19 protein-coding genes, 1 tRNA gene and 3 pseudogenes are annotated in these 23526 nt (G+C 53.8%); 10 read left to right on the forward strand and 13 right to left on the reverse strand.

The annotated features are described in order from the left end of the window. Positions 1–24 precede the first annotated feature (24 nt). Entirely contained in the window at positions 25–1455 is a 1431-nt protein-coding gene (locus RHI63_RS01900; protein WP_310821764.1) for a sodium/glutamate symporter, read from the reverse strand. A 54-nt stretch (positions 1456–1509) separates the two neighbouring features. Then, the gene (locus RHI63_RS01905; protein ID WP_310743291.1) at positions 1510–2430 is read right to left on the reverse strand and encodes an alpha/beta fold hydrolase; all 921 of its coding nucleotides are present in this window, start codon (positions 2428–2430) and stop codon (positions 1510–1512) included. Between the two features lie 83 nt (positions 2431–2513). Here RHI63_RS01905 and sat point away from each other — a divergent pair, with 83 nt between their 5' ends. Continuing rightward, complete coding sequence (gene sat, locus RHI63_RS01910; RefSeq protein WP_302678705.1) at positions 2514–3710, forward strand: sulfate adenylyltransferase; 1197 nt, start codon at positions 2514–2516, stop codon at positions 3708–3710. Between the two features lie 756 nt (positions 3711–4466). On the opposite strand, the gene RHI63_RS01915 is transcribed toward sat, so the two are convergent. Next, entirely contained in the window at positions 4467–4610 is a 144-nt protein-coding gene (locus tag RHI63_RS01915; protein ID WP_181495457.1) for a hypothetical protein, read from the reverse strand. A 349-nt stretch (positions 4611–4959) separates the two neighbouring features. On the opposite strand from RHI63_RS01915, the gene RHI63_RS01920 reads away from it, so the two are divergent. The 3 genes from RHI63_RS01920 (at position 4960) to rlmB (ending at position 8825) form a co-directional block, all read left to right on the forward strand. Beyond that, entirely contained in the window at positions 4960–6519 is a 1560-nt protein-coding gene (locus RHI63_RS01920) for a glycoside hydrolase family 3 N-terminal domain-containing protein (protein WP_310800398.1), read from the forward strand. Between the two features lie 85 nt (positions 6520–6604). Beyond that, on the forward strand, positions 6605–7915 hold the full coding sequence (locus RHI63_RS01925) for an META domain-containing protein (RefSeq protein ID WP_206200841.1): 1311 nt from the start codon (positions 6605–6607) through the stop codon (positions 7913–7915). Between the two features lie 28 nt (positions 7916–7943). Further along, the gene (gene rlmB / locus RHI63_RS01930) at positions 7944–8825 is read left to right on the forward strand and encodes a 23S rRNA (guanosine(2251)-2'-O)-methyltransferase RlmB (RefSeq protein WP_310743293.1); all 882 of its coding nucleotides are present in this window, start codon (positions 7944–7946) and stop codon (positions 8823–8825) included. Here rlmB and RHI63_RS01935 read toward each other — a convergent pair. Both RHI63_RS01935 and RHI63_RS01940 read right to left on the reverse strand, forming a co-directional pair. Then, positions 8822–10030, reverse strand: coding sequence for a 4-hydroxy-3-methylbut-2-enyl diphosphate reductase (locus tag RHI63_RS01935; RefSeq protein ID WP_310800399.1), 1209 nt, complete (start codon positions 10028–10030; stop codon positions 8822–8824). The genes rlmB and RHI63_RS01935 overlap by 4 nt on opposite strands. Positions 10031–10072: 42 nt before the next feature. Continuing rightward, positions 10073–11260, reverse strand: a complete 1188-nt coding sequence (locus RHI63_RS01940) for a 1-deoxy-D-xylulose-5-phosphate reductoisomerase (protein WP_302679142.1) — start codon at positions 11258–11260, stop codon at positions 10073–10075. 117 nt (positions 11261–11377) lie between these two features. Between RHI63_RS01940 and RHI63_RS01945 the strand changes: the two genes are divergently transcribed. Beyond that, positions 11378–12556 carry a DNA double-strand break repair nuclease NurA gene (locus RHI63_RS01945; protein ID WP_206200844.1) on the forward strand — a complete coding sequence of 393 codons (1179 nt, stop codon included), beginning with the start codon at positions 11378–11380 and terminating at the stop codon, positions 12554–12556. Between the two features lie 2 nt (positions 12557–12558). On the opposite strand, the gene RHI63_RS01950 is transcribed toward RHI63_RS01945, so the two are convergent. Then, the gene (locus tag RHI63_RS01950; protein ID WP_310744019.1) at positions 12559–14049 is read right to left on the reverse strand and encodes a hypothetical protein; all 1491 of its coding nucleotides are present in this window, start codon (positions 14047–14049) and stop codon (positions 12559–12561) included. Between the two features lie 117 nt (positions 14050–14166). Here RHI63_RS01950 and RHI63_RS01955 point away from each other — a divergent pair, with 117 nt between their 5' ends. Continuing rightward, positions 14167–14868 (forward strand): YggS family pyridoxal phosphate-dependent enzyme, encoded by a 702-nt coding sequence (locus RHI63_RS01955; RefSeq protein WP_310744740.1) that lies wholly within the window; start codon positions 14167–14169, stop codon positions 14866–14868. A 665-nt stretch (positions 14869–15533) separates the two neighbouring features. Then, positions 15534–15926: pseudogene (locus RHI63_RS01960) on the forward strand (transposase); the annotation flags it as partial. A 23-nt stretch (positions 15927–15949) separates the two neighbouring features. Here RHI63_RS01960 and RHI63_RS01965 read toward each other — a convergent pair. From RHI63_RS01965 to RHI63_RS01985, 5 genes and pseudogenes are all read right to left on the reverse strand, one after another. Then, positions 15950–16330: a GxxExxY protein gene (locus RHI63_RS01965; protein WP_302678709.1), complete on the reverse strand. Its 381-nt coding sequence runs from the start codon at positions 16328–16330 to the stop codon at positions 15950–15952. Further along, positions 16327–17268 (reverse strand): GDP-L-fucose synthase, encoded by a 942-nt coding sequence (locus RHI63_RS01970; RefSeq protein WP_149820529.1) that lies wholly within the window; start codon positions 17266–17268, stop codon positions 16327–16329. The genes RHI63_RS01965 and RHI63_RS01970 overlap by 4 nt, the downstream gene beginning before the upstream one ends. 2 nt (positions 17269–17270) lie before the next feature. After that, a pseudogene (locus RHI63_RS13150) lies at positions 17271–17780 on the reverse strand (GDP-mannose 4,6-dehydratase); the annotation flags it as partial. A 1032-nt stretch (positions 17781–18812) separates the two neighbouring features. Then, positions 18813–19388: pseudogene (locus RHI63_RS01980) on the reverse strand (GDP-mannose 4,6-dehydratase); the annotation flags it as partial. 3 nt (positions 19389–19391) lie between these two features. Beyond that, positions 19392–21149 (reverse strand): TolC family protein, encoded by a 1758-nt coding sequence (locus RHI63_RS01985; protein ID WP_310821765.1) that lies wholly within the window; start codon positions 21147–21149, stop codon positions 19392–19394. 225 nt (positions 21150–21374) lie between these two features. Between RHI63_RS01985 and RHI63_RS01990 the strand changes: the two genes are divergently transcribed. The 3 genes from RHI63_RS01990 (at position 21375) to RHI63_RS02000 (ending at position 22416) form a co-directional block, all read left to right on the forward strand. After that, positions 21375–21466: transfer RNA gene (locus RHI63_RS01990), tRNA-Ser, on the forward strand. A gap of 119 nt (positions 21467–21585) precedes the next feature. Further along, positions 21586–21810, forward strand: coding sequence for an NAD(P)H dehydrogenase subunit NdhS (locus tag RHI63_RS01995; RefSeq protein WP_225901621.1), 225 nt, complete (start codon positions 21586–21588; stop codon positions 21808–21810). A 3-nt stretch (positions 21811–21813) separates the two neighbouring features. After that, a complete protein-coding gene (locus tag RHI63_RS02000) occupies positions 21814–22416 on the forward strand; it encodes an HAS-barrel domain-containing protein (protein ID WP_206200851.1) in 603 nt (200 codons plus the stop codon). An 83-nt stretch (positions 22417–22499) separates the two neighbouring features. Here RHI63_RS02000 and RHI63_RS02005 read toward each other — a convergent pair whose 3' ends face one another. Both RHI63_RS02005 and RHI63_RS02010 read right to left on the reverse strand, forming a co-directional pair. After that, a complete protein-coding gene (locus RHI63_RS02005) occupies positions 22500–22625 on the reverse strand; it encodes a hypothetical protein (protein ID WP_302677173.1) in 126 nt (41 codons plus the stop codon). A 2-nt stretch (positions 22626–22627) separates the two neighbouring features. Then, a complete protein-coding gene (locus RHI63_RS02010; protein ID WP_302678712.1) occupies positions 22628–23458 on the reverse strand; it encodes a M48 family metallopeptidase in 831 nt (276 codons plus the stop codon). Positions 23459–23526: the final 68 nt, after the last annotated feature.

The following is a 23526-nucleotide window of genomic DNA, read 5'->3' on the forward strand; positions in this document are numbered from 1 at the left end:
TTCTAGGGTTCTCCCTGAATGGGGTCAATTTTGCGCCAAGGATCGCCGGATTTGGCCATAGTTCCAGAATCCAAACACTAACCACAGGCCTAACAGCCCGCCCGTGAGCGCCAGTACAGGCACCACCCCAAAATTACGGATCAGAATTGGTGCCGCCGCCGTAAATAACCCACCGCCGACAATCGGCTCAAAAAGAATCTGTTTGTAGGCAAAACTTTCCAAGGCGCCCGATTGGTTGTGGGGATCCACCATACGAATCAGCAATAGCCCAGTAGATGTCACCCCCATCGATTGCCCCATGTCGCCAATTCCCCGCTCAAACCAGAACATGGGCAAAATTCGCGGCGCTAAATAGAGCATGACAAAGAGATTCCAAGCAATTCCCCCCACACTCAAGAGGAGAAAGGGAATGAGATTTTCACCAATGGCGGCTAAAGAGAGGGTGGCCAAGGCGGTAATAATCGTCACATCCAAGGCGACACCGCCAATACGGTTAATCAGTGGCCGGCTAATCAGGTACTGTTTGCGCCAACGGGTCAGGATGAGCTGCACAATAATGCCACCGATCAGCGCCAAGGGAAATAGGGGCACATAGGCCATGAGCTTTAAACCCGTTTGTCCCCAAGTGAGACGCTCTAGGAGTCGCAGCGCTTCAAGAATCACCCAGCCCACAATAATCGCCAAACCCACAAAACAGAAATTTAATGACAAAGGATCAATGAGTAACTCCCGCAGCAGTTGTCGCCGCCGTTGCCGTGTTTCTAGGTCATCGTGGGGATGAGGGTCGAGATTCTCCGCGGTTTCAGAGTCCACCAAGGGTTTGATCTGCAAGCGCCCTGTGCGCCGTGCCCAGTTGATCAGTGCCACTCCAAAAACCACCCCAGAGACTAAGCCCACAGTGGCCAAGCCCAAGGCCATATCAGCCCCAGCGGTAAAGTTTAACTCCCTAAAGGTATCGGCCATGCCGGCGGCAGTCCCATGCCCCCCCTCAAAGCTGATCTCAATCAGGGCACCAGCAATTGGATCCATGCCAAATACAGGAGTGAGAACGAGCAACGTCAGCAGCAGCCCCACCACGTATTGCCCCCAAGCCAAAATCTGACCAAAGGCGACCTGCGGTGAAGCTTTCTGCCAAATTTCCCGAGGGCTAGGGATGATCTCCCCTAGAAATAGACAGGCAAAAACTATGTTGATGAAAATACTGGGAGACTGTTTCCAAACTTCGCGGATGTCTTCGGCAAAAAGACCGTTCCCTAAACCGGAGTTGGGAGCAATTTGACTGGCGATCGCCCCAAGGACACTAGGGCCAAGAATGAGTCCCAAAACGCCCGCAATGACTGAACTGGGCATATAGAGCGATCGCATCAGTGCCCAACGCTGCCGCACAATTCGCCCCAACAGCAGCAAAACACCAATAAAAATAAACGCCCAGAAAACTGTAATCAGCCTAAACATCTGCCATGCCAACTCTGAAGATTGTCGTGATCATAGAGCCTGCAACCGTAGGACTCAACCCCTCCCAAGTTCGTGGCTGCGCAACCAATCCAAAAGCAACGCATTGACGCGATCGGGCTGCTCATCGTGGGGACAGTGCCCCGTGTGATCCAACTCCACCACCTGCATCCTTGGTTGTACCTGTTGAAACTGCTGGCTCAGCATTGGCGGGATGAAGCGATCCTGTCGTCCCCAAATCAGCAATAGGGGTTGGGGCACGCTCTTGAGCATTGTCTTGGCACTCGGCCCAAAGTCCGTGCGGCTCATGGCGCGAATGATTTGCCCAAAGGCGCGATCGCTATCACGGTCATAGGCAGGGGTGAGCAGGATGTCCAGCAATTCATCATCCACACAGTTGGGGTTGGCGTAGGCCAATTGTGCCCAACGCTTGACAATGAAGGGACGGCGAATCGTGTAAAAAAGGGTGCGCAGCAGCCAAGGAGCCGTAAAAATCTGTTCAATTCCGCTCACAAGGGGAGCGATCGCCCTCGGAATCAACTCCTCGCGCACCGCTGGATCCGGCAGACTTAGCATCACCACCCCCGCCGCCATCTGCGGATAGCGATAAGCACAGGTCAGGGCAATCAACGCCCCAATGGAGTTGCCAACAATCACCGCTGGCTGCCCGACAATCTTTTGCCAAAAGGCATGAACCTGAGCCGCCCAAAACTCAGCCCCATAGGCCGCAATGGGCTTTTCTGCTGCCCCCAATCCTATTAAATCGAGAGCATAGGTCGGCTGATAGTCTCCCAAAACCCGAAGATTGTATCGCCAATGCCGTAGAGACGCCCCAAAGCCGTGGAGCAAAATCACTGGAGATCTCCCCTTCTTCTCATCTACAGCAGCAGGCCACCAAAAGCTATAGCGACTCTGCCATCCTCGCCAGCACCACTCCCGCTCGACGCCATAACGATAGGGGTCTACCAGTTGTCTCATGCACCTATTCGTCCAATAATGACTTCTATCTTAGTTATGAAGTTTTGCAACAGGTTCATCCAACCCCAAAAAGGAGTTCCACATTGAGTCCATCACCGACAGTACAGACAAAGGATGCGATCGCCCCCCACGGCGGTATCCTCGTCAATCGGATTCTCTCCTCCGAACAAAAACAGGCGTGGCTCGCCCGTGCCGATCAATTGCCCCGCATTACCCTTGATGAGCGCGCTGTCTCCGATTTAGAACTCATCGCCATTGGTGGCTTTAGTCCTCTGACGGGGTTTATGGGACAGGCCGACTACGAGCGGGTCGTTGAAGAAATGTACCTTGCTAATGGTTTGCCTTGGTCAATTCCCATTACCCTCTCTGTCAGTGCGGAGGTGGCTGCTCGCCTAGAAATTGGCCAAACCATTCGCCTCGATAACGCAGCGGGTCAGTTTTTGGGTATTCTCGAACTCACCGAAAAATATACCTATGACAAACGCCGTGAGGCGCGCTGTGTCTATCGCACTGAAGATGACAAACACCCCGGTGTCAAGGTGGTCTATGAACAGGGAGAAGTCAACCTTGCAGGCCCGATTTGGCTCCTAGAGCGGCATCCCCATCCCCAATTTCCCAACTACTGCATTGATCCGGTGGATTCCCGTGCCCTCTTCCGTGAAAAAGGTTGGCGCACCATTGTGGGGTTCCAGACCCGCAATCCGATCCACCGCGCCCACGAATATATCCAAAAATGTGCCCTTGAAATCGTCGATGGTCTCTTTTTGCATCCCCTCGTAGGTGCCACCAAGGAGGATGACATTCCCGCCGATGTGCGGATGCGCTGCTATGAAATCATGCTCGAGCACTACTTCCCCAAAGATCGGGTGATTCTGGCCATTAATCCGGCAGCGATGCGCTATGCAGGGCCACGGGAAGCGATTTTCCATGCCCTCGTCCGTAAGAACTACGGCTGTACCCATTTCATTGTTGGTCGCGATCACGCGGGTGTGGGGGACTACTACGGCACCTACGATGCCCAACATATCTTCGATGAATTTGATCCAGCAGCCTTGGGGATTATTCCCTTGAAATTTGAGCATGCCTTCTACTGCACCCGCACCCAGTCTATGGCCACCAGTAAAACCAGTCCCAGCAAACCCGAAGAGCGCATTCACCTCTCAGGGACAAAGGTACGGGAAATGCTGCGCCGGGGCGAATTGCCACCTCCAGAGTTTTCGCGTCCAGAAGTAGCAGCAGAACTGGCACGCGCCATGCGACAACCGCAACTCACGCCATAGCCTAAACATAAAACGAGGGGGTCAAGCTGATGGCAGCAAGACCCCTAACGAAGTTAGCAATGACGAAGTAACTCAACAACTAACGTGGACAAAACGTGGTTTTAGCTGGCGATCAAAACCCCCACTAGGCGATCTCAACCGATCAAGCTTGGAGCATGGACACTAGGTAATGGATTGCTGTCAACGTTGACGACCTTGGATACTAGGAGGTTACCTAGCTTTGCCTTAACTCCCATGGACGACAGGATGGGGACTTCGGCAGTAACCACACAAACGATAAGGCTGGATAAAGCGAGAGGACAACTATACAACGGTGAAGCTCAAAGGATTGGTTTTGATATTACTCGCAAGACAGGAGTGAGATTTATCTTGGAGTAACTTTGCTTTATCCCGAACTCAAGGACTGGGAGGCACAAGCCTTAAGTTCACTCTTATCGTTAACCTTTCTTTCTGTGCCTACTTTTAAGTTAGCATAGGCTTTTGGGAATGCTCAAATGTTAACGGGAAATTCAATATCTGAAATATTCCTTAACTGATTCTGAAATATGCCGTTAGATTCAGTGGTTGCAACCTTTTGGTGGTACCCTTAGCGCTGAGCGTTATTTCTAGGTTTTAACAGTTTGGGCGATCGCCCCAAGCTCATAAAAAACTGCACCAGCCCCATGATTGCCGCTATGGCGGAGCTGATGCGGAAGGAATACCAGTTATTTTTACCTGTAAAGTCTCTACAGGGATTCTGCTTGCGGAAGACAGTAACTAACTCTTACGGGAGGGTGTTCCCGTGAAGGGCTGTGCTCCTGTGGAAGGATAGTGATCATTGCGAGGGGTGAAGATGCGCCCAAATGCCTCCATCAAAAAGACCATCATACTTTGCAGTTTCTCACGTAGTGCTTTTAACATAGGTCAACTCCTAAAGAAAGCGATTTAGGCTTCAGCCTTTGGCTTAATGATTGAACACCGCAGGAAAAACTTGAAACTTGCTCTACCGGAGCAACGGAATCGGACTTTGCCTCAAGATCATTAGGTACAGCCCTTTTCACATGAATGGAACACACTCAAAACAACTAAGGCTCCTATAGAGGAGGTTCATTTCCCCTTATGCAGCCCGTACTTAGAAAAGGGCTGTAAAGGCTGTACTTTTAGTATAAAAAATCAGACCAGTGACCTGAGGGAGTTTGAGACAATTTTTTATATGCTGAATAAGAAAGTTATTCATTTGTGAAATTTTGCTCTGAATGAGATCACACCCATGACATTTATTCCCCCTCTTTCTGAGCTTTCGCTGCGGGCACAGGTGGCGCAGATGGTGGTTGTACGAGCCAGTGGCTACCTCTACGACAGCCAGATTCAGTATCCCGCTTGGGAGCCGCCCCAAAACACCTTAAAACACTGGATTAAAGACTGGGGAGTTGGTGGGGTGATTCTCTTGGGGGGCAGTGCCGTCGAAGTGGCAGAACGCTGTTGCCAGCTCCAATCTTGGGCAACGATCCCACTGCTGTTGGCTGCTGACATTGAGGAGGGGGTTGGTCAACGCTTCAGTGGTGCCACACAATTTCCCCCGCCAGCAGCTTTAGGTGCCATTGCCCAAAAGAACCGCGAACGGGCAGTTGACCTTGCAAAGGAAATGGGGGCATACACCGCAGCCGAAGCTTTAGCCATTGGCTTGAATTGGGTTCTCGCCCCGGTGGTGGACGTGAATAATAATCCGGCGAACCCAGTGATTAATGTCCGTGCCTTTGGCGAGGAGCCAGACATTGTGAGTGCCCTTGCGACCGCGTTTATTCAAGGGGCACGGGCCTATCCAGTGCTCACAACGGCAAAGCATTTTCCCGGCCATGGGGATACAGCCACGGATTCGCATTTGGAACTGCCCGTGATTCCCCACGATCGCGATCGCCTGCAAGCTATTGAATGGCCGCCCTTTATTGCTGCCATTGCTGCCGGGGTGGATACCGTCATGAGCGCCCATGTCCACCTACCCGCCTTGGATGCCGAGCGACCCGCCACCCTGTCTCCCCCGATTCTCACGGGAATCCTGCGCCAAGAGATGGGGTTTAAGGGTCTAATTGTAACCGATGCCTTGGTCATGGGGGCGATCGCCAACACCTACGGTACCGCCGAAGCTGCCGTCAAAGCCGTAGAAGCAGGTGCCGATATTCTGCTCATGCCCTTGGATCCGCCGGCAGCCATTGAAGCGGTGGTTGCCGCCGTTGAGTCAGGGCGGATTCCTCCTGAGCGCATTCAGGCCGCTGTAGCCCGCATTCAAGCCGCGAAGGCTCGCCTTCAGCCTCTAGCATTACAGTTGGACTATTTCCAAACGACACCAGCCGTTGAGGTGGCCACCACCATTGCCCAAGACAGTCTCGAGCGGGCTGGCCAAGCCTTGCAACCTGTGCCCTTAGGGGTGAATTGTCTGATCGTGGATGATACTCTGCACGCTAGCTTTTTGAACCGTACTTGTCCCGCATTGACACTGCCCCCCACTTGGGGCTTTGACCAACGGGTGGTGATTGATCAGCAAACGCCCCTCACCATGATTGAGGGCTTCCCCAAGGCACCGACCTTAGTGCAGGTGTTTAGTCGTGGCAATCCCTTCCGAGGCAAAGCGGGTTTAAGTGCGCCAGCGATCGCCACCCTCGAACGACTGCAAGCCCAAAATCAACTGGCGGGTCTGGTGGTCTATGGCAGTCCCTACGCCTACCGCGAAATTGCCCAGCATCTGCACTCCGATGTGCCCCGCGTTTTTAGCTATGGGCACTACAGCATCGCCCAAGGTCTGACCCTAGCGTCCTTGCTAAAGGTTTCTTGATCTTTTGCGAGGGAATCGATAGGGAACCCCTATACTCTCTGTACGTCCCTAGAGATACCCCCATAGAGCTTGGTCTTTCATCACCATGATTAAGTTTCCCACTGCGGTTGGCTTGGCAACGCTCTACACAGTCACCACAACGCTGGCGATCGCCCCCATGAGTTTCGCCGCCCCCCAGTCTTGGCTCGATCAACCGCCGCGCAACTGGAATCCCAACCTTCCTATCCTAGAGATTCCCCCACGGGGCAATCCTGATCCCAGTGAGTTGAACCGCTGTCGCAGCACCCTACGTTCTCCCCAATCCATGGCCGATCGCCTGATCCAACAGCGAGGCTGGTATCTCGTGGGCACCCCCATTCGCCATCAGAATGTGGAAATTATTCTTGGCAATAGTCGCTTTGATGGCATGTGTCGCCCGATGGGGTATCAGGCCTTTGTTTTTTCCGGAGGACGTTACTTGGGAACGCTATCGCCGAATCTCATGGATTCCCGCGCTGATGGCTCATTCCTAGGCGAGGTCAAGTTCCAAAACGATGGCACCTTCACCGCAGACTTTGCCCGCTACACGCCCAATGATCCCCTCTGTTGCCCCAGTCGCATCAGTACTGTCACCTATCGCCTCGAAGGGGGACTCCTACCCCTGCCGCGCTTGGTGCCTGTGGCGGTTTCCACACAAGCAACAGCAAATAACCCTCCCTCCCAACCCCCAGAACTGAGCCTCAGCGGTCAACGCTGGCGTCTCAGACGCATTGGCAATCAAGCCGTACCAGTGGATACCGCCTTTATTGAGTTTGATAGTGCTAACCGCCGTGCCAATGGTTTTACGGGCTGTAATAGCTTTAATGGTGGCTACACCGCCAACGGCCCGCGGCTGCTTTTTGCCCCCTTAGCCACCACCCAACGCCTCTGCGGCCAAGAACCCCTTCAGAGTGTGGAAACCCAGATGCTACAGGGGCTAAGTCGCACCAATCGCTACCGCGTTCAAGGAAATACGCTGCAACTCTTTGAGGGCAATCGCCTGCTATTAACCTTTGAAGCGGGTGCGACGGAAAGTCCCCTCAGTGGCCGCTGGCAACTGCAGCGCCTAGCCAATATGCCGATGCCACCGCGCAATCCCATGAATACGGCGTTTATTGAGTTTGATAGCAATGCCCAGCGAGCAACGGGCTTTAGTGGCTGCAATAACTTTAACGGTGGTTACAGCGTCAATGGCCAGCAATTGCGGTTTTCGGCAGTGGCGACAACGCGGCGCGCCTGTATTGGCCAACGGGCACAAAGGATGGAGATGTCGTTTTTACAGACCCTTGAGCAAACGAACCGCTACCGCATTGAGGGAAATACATTGACGTTCTATGATGGCGATCGCCCCCTTGCGATGTTTCAGCGAACACCCTAGGGAAGATCTGCAATCTTAGTGACTCTTCATGACCGAGAAACCTCGTCCCCGCAAAAAAAACCGACCGACCGCGACCCGCCCTCCTCGCCCCCAGCGACGCACCCCAGCTCAACCAATTCGGAAAGCACCCCCAACTGCCGAGGATGTCCCCGAACTCCTCTATGGTCGCCATGCCGTGCTCTCAGCCCTTGAAAGTGGCCGTCCCTGCAACCGTATTTGGGTGATTCCCTCGCTGCGCTATGATCCACGCTTTCATCAACGCTTGAATGAAGCTAAACAGCAAGGAGCGATCATTGATACTGTAACCCCCGAACGCCTCGATCAACTGTGCCAAGGGGGGCGCCATCAGGGGATTGCCCTTCAGGTGGCTGCCTATCACTACTGGTCTCTTGAGGATCTCTTGGCCAAGGCCGCAACCGTGAATCAACCCGTTCTTCTAGCGGCAGATGGCATTATGGATCCGCAAAATCTCGGTGCCATGATCCGCACCGCAGAAGCACTGGGCATGCAAGGAATGATTATTCCTCAACGGCGAGCCGTGGGCATTACTGCAACAGTGGCCAAAGCCGCTGCAGGGGCGCTGGAGTATTTACCGGTGGCACGGGTGATTAACCTCAATCAAGCCCTTGAAACCCTGAAGGCGGCGGGCTATTGGATCTATGGCCTCTCGGAACGTGGCGCGGTGCCCCTACCGAAAATTACCTTCGATCGCCCCACGGTCGTTGTCGTTGGCAGTGAAGGGGAAGGGATTAGCCTACAAACCCAAAAACACTGCGATGAGATTGTCGCTATTCCCCTAGCGGGGCGCACCAATAGCCTCAATGCATCAGTGGCAGTCGGTATTGCCCTCTACGAGATCAGTTGTCAGCGATCGCCCGCTTGGGATTTGACCCAAGCATCAGAGGCCTAGGAAACCGCTACCACAGACCGCAGGGCAAAAATTTTATTGAGAACCGCCTCGACCACCTTGTCGGGAGTGGAGGCACCGGACGTAATGCCAATGGTGATTGGGCGATCGGGCAGCCAGTTCTCGGTAACGGTGAGAGCGTGATGCAGCGGTTTGTGTTCAATGCGATTCCCCGGCCCAATGCGATCGGCAGAATCAATGTGGTAGGAAGGAATCCCATGTTCAATGGCAATTTCTTGAAGGTGGGTGGTATTCGAGGAGTTGTAGCCACCGATTACCACCATCAGATCTAAGGGTTCCTTGACCAAGTTCAGCATCGCATCTTGGCGTTCTTGGGTGGCATCGCAGATGGTATTGAAGCTCATGAAGTGCTCATTGAGGCGATCGGGACCATACTTTTGGATCATCGTGCGTTCAAAGAGTTTGCCAATTTGTTCGGTTTCCCCCTTGAGCATCGTTGTTTGATTGGCAATGCCGACCCGCACCAGATCGCGATCGGGGTCAAAGCCCGCAGAACAGGCCTTGGCAAACTTGGCCATGAAGGCCTCGCGATCGCCCCCTTTGAGGATGTAATCGCAGACATAGCGGGCTTCTTCGAGGTTGAGCACAATCAAATAGGTGCCCGCAAAGGAACTGGTGGCGATCGTTTCTTCGTGGTTGTACTTACCGTGAATGATCGAGGTGAAATTGACCTTTTTGTGCTTTTCAACACTGTGCCACACCTTCGACACCCACGGGCAAGTGGTATCGACAATCGTGCAGCCCCGCTCATTCAGCAGTTGCATTTCTTGGACACTGGCACCAAAAGCGGGCAAAATCACCACATCCCCTTGGCGCACCTCACTAAAGTCCTTTGCCCCATTGACCACCGGAATAAATTCCACGGCCATTTGCCGCAGGCGCTCATTCACCGAGGGATTGTGGATAATTTCATTCGTGATCCAGATGCGCTCCGTGGGAAAGTGGGTGCGGGTTTCATAGGCCAAGGCAACGGCACGTTCTACCCCCCAACAAAAGCCAAAGGCCTCCGCCAAGCGAATCGTTATATCCCCCTGTTGCCAGCGATAGCCATTGGCGCGGATTTGTTGAATCAGCGAACTTTGATACTCCCCTTGCAGCTGCTGGTTTACTTCCTCACCGTGACCAAAGCCTTTGCGGTGGTAGTTTTCGGAACTGTGTAGCGATCGCTTGAATGCGCGGGTATCCATTGGTTTTCCTCTGAAGCAATCTGTATGGTATTTTGACACACTCTATAGCGCAATCATGGGGCGAACTCCCCGTTGTGCCAACTCCTGTACCGTTTCTCGCGCCCAGCGATCGGCGGCCAAAATGTCCTCTAGGGTAGGGTTGTTAATGTTTTGGGCAGAGTAGCGATCGCAGGTCATCTCAATCAGGCGGGGAATCTCAAGGAACGAAATCGCCTCGGCAATAAAGAGCGCCACCGCCTGTTCATTGGCAGCATTCAGGACTGCCGGCATGGCTCCCCCAGCGCGACCCGCCGCATAGGCCAGCCCCATACAGGGATACTTTTGGTGATCCGGCGATCGAAAGGTTAAATCCCCCGCCTTCACCAGATCCAGTGCCGACCAATTCGTGGGAATTCGCTCTGGCCACGAGAGGGCATACAACAGCGGCAACCGCATATCTGGCCAGCCCAACTGCGCCAGCACGGAGGTATCCTGCAACTCAATCAGCGAGTGGATAATGCTTTGGGGATGGATCACAATCTCGATATTGTCGTAGTCCATGCCAAAGAGGTAGTGGGCTTCAATCACCTCTAGGCCTTTATTCATCAGGGTTGCCGAGTCCACAGTAATTTTGGGTCCCATTGACCAGTTGGGGTGTTTGAGGGCATCGGCCACCGTCACTTGCGAGAGTTTCTCCACCGGCCAATCACGAAAAGCGCCTCCGGAAGCAGTGAGAATAATTTTCCGCAGTCCTCCCTCGGGTACCCCCTGCAAACACTGAAAAATCGCCGAGTGCTCAGAATCAGCGGGCAAGAGCTTGACACCGTACTCCTGAAGCAGCGGCAAAACCACGGGCGCACCGGCAATCAGCGTTTCCTTATTGGCCAAGGCAATATCTTTACCCGCTTTAATGGCGGCGATCGTCGGCACCAGACCGGCACAACCAACAATGCCGGTGACCACAACATCGGCATCCCCATAGGCCGCTACCGTCGCAATACCGCATTCCCCCGCCACCAGTTGTGGTTTTTGGGGCAGATCGGCCAGTGCCGCCTCTAACTCTGGCAGTTGCTTGGCATCGGCAATACTGACAATCTCCGGCTGAAATTGGCGAATTTGCGGAATCAGTCGCTCCAAGTTGCGCCCGGCAGCAAGGCCAACAATACGAAAGCGATCGGGATATTGGGCAACAATGTCAAGGGTTTGGGTACCAATGGAGCCAGTGGAGCCAAGGAGGGTGAGTGCCTTCACAGTTTTTGGGGGAGGGTCAGTGGACACCTTAATATCTACCGCAGGAGGGGACACAAGGCAAACCCATACCTATTCCGTTGAGAATAGCAAGAGGCGTTTCTCTAGTCTTTCCCAGTCATGGTGTTACCCCTTTTCCAACTGGTGCAGCAACTAAATCATAAAAAGGCCGAATTTCTCAGCTATGACACCGCCCTAGCTCAGGTGCGACAGGCCTATCAACAGGCTCTCAAGACATGGCAGCAGCAAACCATTGCCGACATCACCGCTGCCATTGATCCGCAGATCCCAGATTGGGGGGCACGTCCTATTGAACCATGGCATCAGGGGTGGCGCATTCCCTTGGGGGTACAGTGGCCCCATCGTCAGGCGGCGCGGGAGTGGGCAATGACTCAACTCATGGATGTCACCACTGTGGCGGTGGATGGTTCCCAGATTGTGCCCAGTGAAGAGCTATTTTTGCCCGTGGGTGTGGTACAGGCGGGGTGGTTTCTCAATCCCCATCGGCGCGATCGCCCCTACGCCAAGGAAATTGTCCTTGAACTAATTACACCAGCGGAACTGCGCCAAGCGGAAGAACAGTTGCGACAGCCGCAAATTTATCGCTTCCACGAACGCTATATCCACCTGCGCCGCTTTGAACTGGAACTAAAAACCCTTCGGGAGCGCATGGCCGAGGTAACCGCACCCGCGTTGCTATTGTTTGATGGCTCCTTTGTGGCCACGTTTGCCGAGTCCTATGCCCCCGAGTGGCAGAGGCGATATGTGGCGGCACTGTGCCAAACCCTTGCCGCGAGCCGGCAACACCAGATTCCCTTGGTGGCCTATATTGATAGCTCTCAGGCACGGGATTTGGTGACCCTTTTAGGACATCTGGAGCAGCTGGCGCCGAGTCCCCACCTCTCGGATGCCCAACTGTTGAGCACGGTGTTGACCCAATGGGGCGATCGCTCCCCTGTGTTTATCTGCGATCGCGGCGGCATCCTTGAAAATTACGGTGCTTGGGCCAAGGGCATTGGCTTTTGCTACCTCAAGGCCCATCAAGGCTATCCCGTGCGCCTCGAACTCCCTCTCTGGCTCTACGAAGCGGGCTTACTGGATCAGGTGATTCGCTGGCTCTGCGGGGAGCTGATTACCGGTCAAGGCTATCCCTATGCCCTTGAAGCTGCCGATCAATTGGCCGTTCTCCAAGGGAGCGATCGCCAAGCCTTCCTCAAGCAATTGCAAGTCTGGGCAGAGGGCGTCGGCATGGAACTGCGCTTTAGTCGCAAATGGGTGAGTAAGCAGCAGCGGCGTTAGCTCTATTGGGACGAATTTTGCAGCGCCTTCAGTGCCTGTTCCAATTCCCCTTGCGACCTCGGCATCCAGTCTTTGCCCCGCAATCGCCGCAACATTTCTAGGGCTTCCTCACGGGTTTGACCAGTATTTTGTTGGTGCCGTTGCCAGAAGTCGTCCCACCAGCCGGGGGGTTCCTGCTTGCTGCCTGTGTATTCCGTGGGGCGCCCAGTGTCACCATCAATCACGAGGCTGCCGACATAATCGGCATTGCTATAGACCTTGGCAATTTGATCATGGATGTGGCGCATATCTTCGGCAGCAACAACGCCATTATCGGTGGCTTTATAAAATTGCACCGTGACGCGGATGGGGAAGCGGGGATCCCGCTCGATCGGCAGGTTATCAATTTCAGTGAAGGGGCCTTCCACCTTGCCATAACTAATGACTGCCGCCTCGACATTGGAGCGACCAGCGCTAGGTGCTGCCTCCATGAGGGCGGGGGCGGGCATCGAGAAAGGGGGCATAACCGATCGGGGCCGAGGGGCTTGCTTCAGGGGCACTTGGATCAGCATCACCATATTCATTCCTGCTGCCTCCGCTTGGGCAGAGGTGATCTCGCCACCGCCGCTTCTCACTCCAAAATCACTGGCGCGTTGTCCCACTAGGCTCGCCCGTTCGCCATTCTTATTGAAAAATAATCGCTGTCCCCACGTCCTGCCGGCTTCAAAGGCATCCCGCTTGTTGTCAATAACGGTGGCACTGGTACCTTGGCGCGTGACCAAAATGGCTAAGACGGCTGGGTTCTTTTCATAGCTTTGGTAGTTAAACAGCACAGGGTTAAAGGTGGCTTCCCCTTGGGAGGGAATGGGTAGGAAACAGGCTTGGGCACTGACGAGGACATGGCTATCGCGATCGGCCAAAAGGGAGCGACGATTTCCTGCCCACGATCGCGGGTTGTGGAGATACTTGCGGAAGTTACCAAGAAATTCCTTGAGGTTGACCCGTTGGAGTGGCTTGCCCTTTTCATTGCCCACAAGGATAAAGAAGCGCTCAAGGGGAATATCCGCTGTGCGATCGCTAAAATTGGGAAAGCGAATCACGGGCATCAGACTCAGTTCATAACCCTTGGTGCGTGGGTTGTACTGCTGAATTTGAATCGTCATGTCACTGATATTAGGGCCGACGGCAGAGTTGTGGTAGCGAGCGGTGTCCTCCCATGTGATGTCAAGAATGTTCAAACCATATTGCTCGGCAAGCCGCCGCGCTTCTGAGTTGTGGATCATACTGCGGGTGCGCTCAATGACTTGGCGATAGCGATCATAATCAGCCACAGAAACGCGCGGTGGCGGTTCAGGTTTAGAGAGTGGTGAGGGGTTTGATTCAATTCCCCAATTGGGTTGACCTTGGGCAGAGGACATAAAGTTTTCTCCTGGGGAGAGCAACTTCCCCGCTAAAAGGGTACCGAGAGCGAGTAAACCAATGAGGCCAAGGGAGAGTTTGAGGGGCACAGCCATAGTAGCGTTCTGAATCCTACCCTCTAGCCTAGTCAAGGAGACTGAAAATCCTGCCATGGTTTCACTTTTTGCAACAGGGTTTTAGGATCAAAAAGCATCCTTGCCCGCAAATTGCCTGTGTTATCCGTTGCTGAAATTCGCGATCGCGCCACCCACCTCAAATCAACACTTCCCCCCCATGTCCGCCTGATTGCCGTGAGTAAGTTTATGCCAGCGGCCGCGATTCGGGCTGCCTACGAAGCTGGCATTCGGGATTTTGGCGAAAGTCGCGTCCAGGAAGCAGCCAGCAAACGCGCTGAATTGGCTGACCTCACGGATATTACTTGGCATCTCATTGGCCACCTGCAAACCAATAAAGTGCGGCAGGCGCTGCAACTCTTTGACTGGATCCACACCGTTGACCGCTGGAAATTAGCCGAGCGCATCAATGCCATTCTTAGGGAAACCGACACTCCCAGTCCCCACTGTCTATTGCAGGTGAAGCTGCGCCCCGATCCCCAAAAACACGGCTGGGAAAGATCCGAACTGGAAGCAGCCCTGCCCCAACTCGATGCCCTCTCCCATCTGCGCTGCTGTGGCCTAATGACGATTCTGCCCTTGGGGTTGCCTCCCGCAGAACAATTGCAAGTCTTTCAGGAATTGCGGGCTTGGGGCGAGGAACTGCGTACAAAACCGTGGCAGCAGCTGCAGTGGCAGGAGTATTCCATGGGTATGACGCAGGACTATCCCCTTGCGGTACAGGCCGGGGCAACCATGGTGCGCATTGGCACGGCGATTTTTGGCGATCGCCAAGCAACGCTAGAAATTCACCACGAGTAATGTCCTTGGAAGGGGTTGGTTCGGGAATCATCGCCGGTGGCGGAAAGAGGGGACTGCCCGGCGACCAAAGTTCAACGCTATCGCAGTGCTGATCGTAGTACTCAGGATCAGTGGTGACCCGCACCGCTTGGGGTAGGCCGGGGGCAAGGTAGGCCACATCTTTGCTACCAAGGCCAATTTTGACGGTGACGCCCGGCGGCAGTAGGTGGGGTTGCTCAAGCAGCGATCGCAAGTCGGCCAAGGTATAGGCGGGTTCAGACTGGGGCGGTAGGCTCAAGTCCAAATCAGGGACGGGATCGAGATCAACCGTAGCCGTAGGCGAGGTGGCGGCCATGTCGGAATTCATGCCCGCGGGCGATCGCCAGTGCTTCCTCGGGTGCCAGCTTCCAGTTGGGCGAAAGCGGAATCACCCCCCCACAGTAGGGACACGTAATCGTTCGCGCCCAGAGGAAATTTGTTGGGATAGCATTTGGGTTGGGTTCGTTAGGAAAGTAAGGTAATAGTCTCTCTTCCCGTCGCTTGAGAAATTCATTTTTGAGGCGGTTAAATTTCTCTAAGAGAGCTTTGCCATATTTGGCAGGCCATTCGTAGGTGGCTTTTTGAACCAGAACAGCTATTCGTCGGGCAGAGTCAATTTTTCGTCTAGTTGCAACAGGATCGCAGCGCGAGGCCAACGAATTGATGGAGAGCGAGCGGGGAAGCGTCAGAAAAGAGAGAGTTGAGTCGCAGGACGGTATAGACACCAGAAAGACTTCATCGCGCCGATGCTGTTTTCAGGATATTTGAATGCGTTAGGGTTTGTGAGCTGGCTGAGTCAATACTGTTTGCCAGCGTTAGAGAAACGTTCCCTGTTGATGATGGATAATGCACCGATTCATCCGAAAGGGGCGATTCAGGCAGTGGTGAAAGCGGCGGGTCACGAGGTGTTGTTTTTACCGAAATACTCTCCTGATTTGAATGTGATTGAGCACGACCTCAGTGTGTTGAAGCGAGCGCGGATGTATGCAGGGTCAAACAGTTCGATTGATGAGGTGATGCGCAAGTATTGTGCTGGATGATATCTCATGCTTTATTGGAATAGCTATAGGTTCACTTCAATAATTTGCGGCCGATCCCCTGCTGTAGAAGTGGAAAAGTTGACGACAACCCCTACAGGAATTTTGAGGGTTTCCATATACTTCTTGACTTGCTTGACTTCCTTATCGCCAATGTTCTGAACAGCCTTGAGTTCAACGACTACAACCGCTTGGCCATGGTCACGCACAATGAGATCGGGAATGGCCTCCCCCACAAAATAACCGTGAAAGAAAATCGGTACCTTGCGTTGTTCTTCGTACTCAATTTGCCGTTCCCGCAGGGCAACCTCAAAAGCTTTTTGATAGATGGCTTCGCTGAAACCACTGCCTAATTCTTGGAAGATGTCTTGGGCAATCTCCTGAATAAGCTGGATCCAGTGTCTCATAGGGACGTAGCGTGCTGACGGTACCAAGCAATTGTACGTTCTAAGCCTTCTTTGAGGGGAATTTGGGCACGAAACCCAAAGGCCTCTTTTGCCTTAGTGGTATCTAGGCAGCGGCGGGGTTGACCATTGGGCTTATCGGTTTGCCATTCAATCTGGCCTTGAAAGTCCATCAGGTCGCAGATGAGTTCAACTAAATTCTTAATGGTGATTTCTTCACCCGTACCGAGGTTAATCGGATCAGGATGATCGTAGGCTTGGGTGGCCATGACAATCCCACGGGCAGCATCTTCAACATAGAGAAATTCGCGGCTAGGGCTGCCATCCCCCCACACGGGAATCACCCTCTCCCCCTGTTGCTGAGCAATGTAAACTTTGCGAATTAAAGCAGGAATCACATGGGAACTCAGGGGGTCAAAGTTATCCCCCGGCCCATAAAGATTCACGGGCAAGAGATAGATACCATTAAAGCCATACTGCTGCCGATAGGCTTGCAATTGCACGAGAAGGGCTTTTTTAGCAATGCCGTAGGGGGCATTGGTTTCTTCGGGGTAGCCGTTCCAAAGATCGCTTTCTTTGAAGGGAACAGGGGTAAATTTGGGATAGGCGCAAATCGTCCCCACACAGACGAATTTCTCGACTCCCGCGCGATAGGCACAATCAATGAGTTGTGCCCCCATCATCAGGTTGTCATAAAAAAGTTCAGCGGGCTTGACTTGATTGAGGCCAATTCCCCCCACATGGGCAGCAAGGTGAATGATAATATCTTGGTTTTGAACGACGGCTTGGCAAGCAGAGAGTTGGCGTAGGTCGTAGTCGCGCGATCGCACCACTGTGATTTGCTCAGGCACTGCCCCGGCGTTTTGCAACTGCGCCACCACTTGGCGTCCCAAAAATCCCGCCCCACCGGTGACAAGAATCCTTTTTTTACTGAGATCCATCACTAGTCTGCCTTACTGATAAACTGCCGCTGGGCAATGAGATCCAGCACGGTGTCGGAGGTGGTTTTGGGGGTTGTTCCTTGAATCCCCACCGCATGGAGATCCGCTTCCACCATCAACGCCACCAGTTCCGGAAAGGTAACCGAGGGCTGCCAGCCCAAAACGGTTTTGGCTTTGGTTGGATCCCCCAAGAGTAAATCCACCTCTGTGGGACGCAAATAACGGGGGTCAAATTCCACATAGTCCTGCCAGTTGAGACCGACATGACCAAAGGCGAGTTCTAAAAATTCCCGCACGGAGTGGGTTTCGCCTGTGGCCACCACATAGTCATCGGGTTGCTCCTGTTGCAGCATCAGCCACATGGCACGCACATAGTCCTTGGCGTAGCCCCAATCTCGCTTCGCTTCTAGGTTCCCCAAATACAGCTTGTTTTGCTGGCCAGCCACAATGCGGGCAACGGCACGGGTAATTTTGCGGGTCACGAATGTTTCACCGCGCCGCGGGGAGTTATGGATCCAGCCTTGGCCAATACCGGCATGAAAGGTGCCAGAGGTGGTTGCCAAATCGAATACCCATCCTTCATGGGCGATCGCGTGGGCTTTAATGACTTCGTCCTTGGGTTTACAGAGATGCTGTCCCGATTGGGTGGTCTGGGGACTGTTCAAATTCAGCTTGTAGTAGGTGCGATCGCCCCGTTCTTCGAGGCCAAGGGTAATACGCTGCTCCAAGGTGGTGCTCACCAACCAATAGAGGCCTGCCGCCAATACGGGTGAAGCCGTGCAAAAGCCCTGAAATTCATAGGTACAAGGGGTAGTGCGCAAACCATCCCCAGCGTTAAAGCCCTCAAGAAACGCCAAGCGAGCCGCATGATCAGCGTTGAGAATGCGTTGGGGAATCCGCTTGTGACCCTCACGGGTATAGATTTGGGGGTAGAGGTAGCGGCCATAGTCGCAATTGCCATTGAGATGCAGTTGGGTCACAGGCTGAGCGTTTGGGAAGCTGCTCGCAGCAGTGTACTCACTGGTATATCCTGCGGCAACTTTTCGCCATGTGGCACTGACCCGCGCCAATAATTCTGGGTTTTGGCTAGCGACTTTCACTTTACCGTCAGGGGTAAGATGCCCCTCTGCAACTAGAATCCCGAGGAGCCAAGCTTCGCTGGGGCTGACATCCACTTGCTCTGTAGGGGGGGGCAGATCAATGAGGGCAAGGCGATCGCCCACCTGAACCTGCTGTGTCTCCTTCGCACAGGGCGTTTCCCTATCGAGGACAAAAACTTGATGATCAGCAGTTGTTTCGTAGAGAGCCGCCCCTGCCATGATCCGATGAACGGTTTTATCGCCGCCATTCCAAGTGGCCGTCATGCAGGTCACACTGGTCCAGCCTTGGGCATCCCAGACCTCAAAGCGATCCTCGGGTGCCAAGTCGGTTGTGTAGCGCTTACCATGCTTCGGATCCGTGCGATGGGGAACAACATCGGCAATGGGCAGAATATCCATCAGTCCCCGCCGCCGCAGAATCACTGGTGTGGTGCCAGTCACACACTCGTGGTTAAAGAGAATCCCATTACAGGCAAAAAGATTATAGGCCTCGCGATAATTCACCGTTTGCCAGTGGGCATAGACCTTGGCACAGGCATAGGGACTGCGGGGATAAAAGGGGGTCGTTTCCCGCTGCGGCACTTCCTGCACAAGGCCAAACATCTCCGAGGAACCCGCTTGGTAAAACTTCACCTGTTTGCCCGTGCGCTCTTGATACTCGCGAATCGCCTCTAGGAGTCGCAGCGTCCCCATGGCCACCGTTTCGACGGTGTATTGCGGCGCATCAAAGCTCACCCGCACATGGGATTGCGCTCCCAAATTGTAAATTTCATCGGGCTGGCTCAGTTCTAAAATCCGCCGTAGGGTACCGCCATCGGTGAGATCGCCATAGTGCAGGCGCAGGGCAGCGCCCTCTTGGTGGGGGTCAACGTAAATGTGGTCAATGCGATCGGTGTTAAAGGTGGAGGTGCGGCGAATAATGCCGTGAACTTCATAGCCCTTCTCAAGGAGTAGCTCACTCAGATAAGATCCATCTTGACCCGTGATACCCGTAATTAATGCCCGCTTGCGATCGCCCATCCTTTATTGCCTTGTGCCTAAACGTGTTTGTTCTGGATAGCCCACAGCCCGCTTTAATGCGGCTAGGGAGCGATTATAGTTCAAAATGGCAGCAAGAAGGTTCCCTTGGGCTTGGGTCAAATTCGTTTCGGCATTAGTGACTTCTTGTTGCGTTCCTACCCCCGCTTGAAAACGCAGCCGAGCGAGGCGCAGCCCTTCAGTGGCTTGGGTAACCGCTGTCCGTGCTGTAGCAATGTTTTTCTCATTGGCTCTGAGATTGGTGTAGGCTGTTTCCACCTCTAGGCGGATGATGTTTTTCTGATTGGCATATTGTTCCTCAGCGGTTGCTGCAAGGGCTTCTTGGCGAGCCGCACTGGCGCGGGCATTGCCGCCATCAAAGAGGGCTAATTGCATTTGCAGTCCTACCCCATAGCCAAAACGAGGTGCCAGATCATCGGTGATCTTGTCCAGCAGATTGCCACTGGCAAAGAGACTCAGTTGGGGACGGGTAGCCGCCAATACTACCTGACGATTGTTCAGGGCAATCGTGCGCTGTAGCAGCCGCTGCTCTAGCTCAACACGGTTCTGATAAGCAAGGAGAATACTATCCTCAAGGGAAAGTGACCATTCTTCAGCGGGTTCAACGCGGTCAGCGATCGCCACATCCGCCGTCTGATTCACATTCAATCGCTGCGCCAACTGTCGCCGAGTGGTGATTTCCAAATGGCGCGCTTGGCTCAAGTTTTGTTGGGCATTGGCAAGGTTCACCTCGGCAGTTAACACATCCAATAGAGTGCCAATCCCGGCTTGCTCAAAGGCTTTAGCATCCCGCAGAGTCACTTGGGCGTTGGTTACCGCCGCTTCAGCAATTTGCACCTGTACCTTTGCCTGTTGTGCCAAGTAATAGTCATTGGTTACCTCAAGGATCAGTTGCTGGCGTTGACGCTGTACCTCCAGTTCACTGAAGCGCACTTGGTTGCGAGCTGCTGCAATGGCCGCCGATCGCCCGCCCCCCGCAAACAACGTATAGTTCATCACTAGGACTGCATTCGATGTTGCCCCACTCGTCGCCCCAAAAAGATTGGTGAAAAAGTTCGTAAAGTTGAGTTGATTTACTGGTGCAAGGGTAATGGGAGTGAAGTTGGAGGGGGTAGCCGCCTGACTGGCACTATTTTGCAGTTGTTGCAGTTGCTGTTGCAGCTCAAGGTTTTGCTGATCCGAAAACGCCGTGAGTTGGGGGCCTTGAAATCGCTGTTGTAGTCGTTGCACCTGAGTATTCAAAATACTGCTGGCGGCCAGTTGCTGCGTGAGAAGCTGTTGCTGCGCCTGTTGCTGTTGCTGCTGTTGCAAGGAGAGTTGCTGCTGAAAGTTGAGGGGCAGGTAGGCAGGCTGGCCACCGGGGGAGGTATTTTGGCCAATGCTGGCTTGAAACGCAAGGGTGGGATAAAGCTGTGCTTGCACCTGTCGCAGTTGTGCCCGTGCCCGTTGTAGTTGTAGCTCACTAATCTGGAGGCCAATGTTATTGCGAATCGCCACCTCAATCGCTTGCTCGAGGGTGAGGGGTTGCTTGAGATCAATGTTGACCGTTTCAGGAAGCGCCAGTTTATTGGGATTGGGGTTGAGGGGCGTAAGGACATCCGAGGCTGGCGTTTGGGAAGATGCCTGTGCCACTGGAGTCGTGGTGGGTGTAGCTTGAACCGAGCTAGACAGCGTCACGGGGGCGATCGCGAGGAGTCCGGCCATCAGCATTGTCTTGGGATTCAAGGCAAGAGCATTCATCATGAGGACTTAGACGCACAACCTACTCAACTCAGCCCCTAGAGGAATTCGCCTAAGCACCGCTAAAGCTTGCCAGCATCCAGCCATGTGCTTCACTCCCACAACACACCCATTCTGCAAAACTCTAGCATGGATTCTCGATTGCGATCGCCCCCTAGAGCAACAGCCGCAGACCACGAGGATTGAAAAGGGGGAGAAAACTGATCTACAATAAGGAACCCTCAAAAAGGAGAGGTGGCTGAGTGGTCGAAAGCGGCAGATTGCTAATCTGTTGATAGGCAGGTAACTCCTATCCGAGGGTTCGAATCCCTCCCTCTCCGTTGAAGAAAAGATCATCCAACCCATTGCGGAGACTGAATCTTGTTGCAAGTCTAACTCCAGTTGGAAGCGGCCAAGGTCAGGGGATAATAAAGGCACATGACCTCTTTGGGATGAGACAATGGCCAGCGACTTAGCAATGACAATTCTCCCCGGTATGACCGTGAAGGTCACCAATCCCAACGATACCTACTACCAATTTCAGGGGATTGTACAGCGGGTTACAGATGGCAAAGTGGCAGTGCTCTTTGAAGGCGGGAACTGGGATAAATTGGTTACGTTTCAGCTCAGTGAGCTAGAGCCAGTGGTGACCACGCCCAAAGGAAAAGCGAAAGCGAAAAAGTAAACGATGGCGCGGCGATCGCCTCCCCCCCAGCCCTTTGCGGAAATTATCCAGACAGCAACGGATCACTGCATTGCCCAGTGCCACGAACCCGCTAGCCTCGACTTTCCCGTGGTGCCCGCCTTGGGTAGTTGGGTGCGGATTCCTGAAGGCGATCGCGTCATTTATGGCGTTGTTGCTTATGTAGTAACGGCTCCCATTGACACCATTCACCGTGCCACCGCCTTGGGGCTATCCCTAGAGCAACTACGGCAAGAGCAGCCCCATATTTTTGCCATGTTGAAAACTGAGATCACGATCGCCATCACTGGCTTTCAGGAACAGGAACGCTTTTATCACCATTTGCCCCCCCGCCCACCCCAAATGCACCAGCAGGTCTATGGCTGTCCTGTTGAGGAAGTGATTGCCTTCAGTGGTACATTGACCTTTTTGCGAACACTGTTGACCCTGCGGTATGGTCCTGGGGATGCCTTGGTGGCGGCAACGCTGCGTTCCTTGTATCAACTCCGCCAGCGCGATCGCCAGTGGCTGGTGCAGGCAGCCCAATACCTGAACCGACTCCTCAAGGATGACTACGATCGCCTGCGGGGCATTATCGAGCAGTTATGATAGCGGGCAAAACAAAAGCAATCACAATCCCCAGCAAAATAACAATTTCTAGGCTCAACAACACTTGATTGGAAGGCTTGAGCCTACCGCCACGCCACCAGTTCCCGATCCGCCGCTCCTCTGGAATGAAAAGCGAGGAGTGCCAAAATCGCGATCGCCCCATGGGCAAGGCGCAGCAGAAGGGGTTGATAGGGAATCGGTTTGGCCATCGTTATTGACGAGCGGGATGTAATTGCTTGACGAGGCGATCGTACTGCTGCGTTTCCGCCCAATCTAGAATTTCCCGTGCCCGCAGCACCGGTAGTGGGTGAGTCAGTTGACTGGCCTGCAATTCCTTGAAAAGGTTGTACCAACCCCGATCAGCGGCCTCATAGTCACGTGCTTGGGCAATGAAGGCATCGAGATTCAGGCGATCGCTCCACTGGGGCGAGCCACCACAGAGTTTCATCAGCACCGAGGCCACAACCCGCGGGTCTTGGGTCACCAACAAGGCCGCGCGATCGCAGGTGAGTTCAGCACAGCGCAACCAATGCATCAATTGGGTTTGCAGTCCTTGCGCCAAGAGCAAGCCCCAAGGGGAGAGTTGACTGGTGGCAAACAGCAGCAGGTTGGCGATCGTCAGATACACGCCATGCTCGCACTTGAGATGTCCCAACTCGTGCGCCAGTACCGCCTGCAATTCCTTGGGTGTCAGCAATTCCACAAGGGAGGAGTGCAGTACCACAAAGGGCTGCTTGCCCCGCATGGCAAAGGTATAGGCATTGGGGACAGGATGCTGTTTCAGATACAGTTGGGGTGGCTCTAGGCCTAAAATACGGCAAGCCTCGATATGAAGCCCGTAAATGTCTGGAAGTTGCTGTTCACTTAGGCGCAGACTGCTGCCAATATTTTCAAGATAAAAGGCCTGCTCCGCCACCGAACCTAGGAGCGATCGCACGAGAAGATCTAACCCCGGCAGTTGTTGGAGGGCTTGGGTGGCCTCGCGATCGCGGGGATGACGAAACTGATCAGCCCTCAGGCTGGAATACGCTGGAACAGGCATGAAATCGTGATTTTTACTTTGACCCCTCTACTGCCAATTTTAGGGTATGGCACAGGTTTCTCGCATCC

It is taken from the genome of Thermosynechococcus sp. GLH187, from assembly GCF_031583395.1.
Taxonomy (GTDB): Bacteria; Cyanobacteriota; Cyanobacteriia; order Thermosynechococcales; family Thermosynechococcaceae; genus Thermosynechococcus.

Coding starts and splice junctions, on each gene's coding strand:
- RHI63_RS01900 (WP_310821764.1), bottom strand. CDS start 1,455: ATGTTTAGGCTGATTACAGTTTTCTGGGCGTTTATTTTTATTGGTGTT.
- RHI63_RS01905 (WP_310743291.1), bottom strand. CDS start 2,430: ATGAGACAACTGGTAGACCCCTATCGTTATGGCGTCGAGCGGGAGTGG.
- RHI63_RS01915 (WP_181495457.1), bottom strand. CDS start 4,610: ATGTTAAAAGCACTACGTGAGAAACTGCAAAGTATGATGGTCTTTTTG.
- RHI63_RS01920 (WP_310800398.1), top strand. CDS start 4,960: ATGACATTTATTCCCCCTCTTTCTGAGCTTTCGCTGCGGGCACAGGTG.
- RHI63_RS01925 (WP_206200841.1), top strand. CDS start 6,605: ATGATTAAGTTTCCCACTGCGGTTGGCTTGGCAACGCTCTACACAGTC.
- rlmB (WP_310743293.1), top strand. CDS start 7,944: ATGACCGAGAAACCTCGTCCCCGCAAAAAAAACCGACCGACCGCGACC.
- RHI63_RS01935 (WP_310800399.1), bottom strand. CDS start 10,030: ATGGATACCCGCGCATTCAAGCGATCGCTACACAGTTCCGAAAACTAC.
- RHI63_RS01945 (WP_206200844.1), top strand. CDS start 11,378: ATGGTGTTACCCCTTTTCCAACTGGTGCAGCAACTAAATCATAAAAAG.
- RHI63_RS01950 (WP_310744019.1), bottom strand. CDS start 14,049: ATGGCTGTGCCCCTCAAACTCTCCCTTGGCCTCATTGGTTTACTCGCT.
- RHI63_RS01965 (WP_302678709.1), bottom strand. CDS start 16,330: ATGAGACACTGGATCCAGCTTATTCAGGAGATTGCCCAAGACATCTTC.
- RHI63_RS01970 (WP_149820529.1), bottom strand. CDS start 17,268: ATGGATCTCAGTAAAAAAAGGATTCTTGTCACCGGTGGGGCGGGATTT.
- RHI63_RS01985 (WP_310821765.1), bottom strand. CDS start 21,149: ATGATGAATGCTCTTGCCTTGAATCCCAAGACAATGCTGATGGCCGGA.
- RHI63_RS01995 (WP_225901621.1), top strand. CDS start 21,586: ATGGCCAGCGACTTAGCAATGACAATTCTCCCCGGTATGACCGTGAAG.
- RHI63_RS02000 (WP_206200851.1), top strand. CDS start 21,814: ATGGCGCGGCGATCGCCTCCCCCCCAGCCCTTTGCGGAAATTATCCAG.
- RHI63_RS02005 (WP_302677173.1), bottom strand. CDS start 22,625: ATGGCCAAACCGATTCCCTATCAACCCCTTCTGCTGCGCCTTGCCCAT.
- RHI63_RS02010 (WP_302678712.1), bottom strand. CDS start 23,458: ATGCCTGTTCCAGCGTATTCCAGCCTGAGGGCTGATCAGTTTCGTCAT.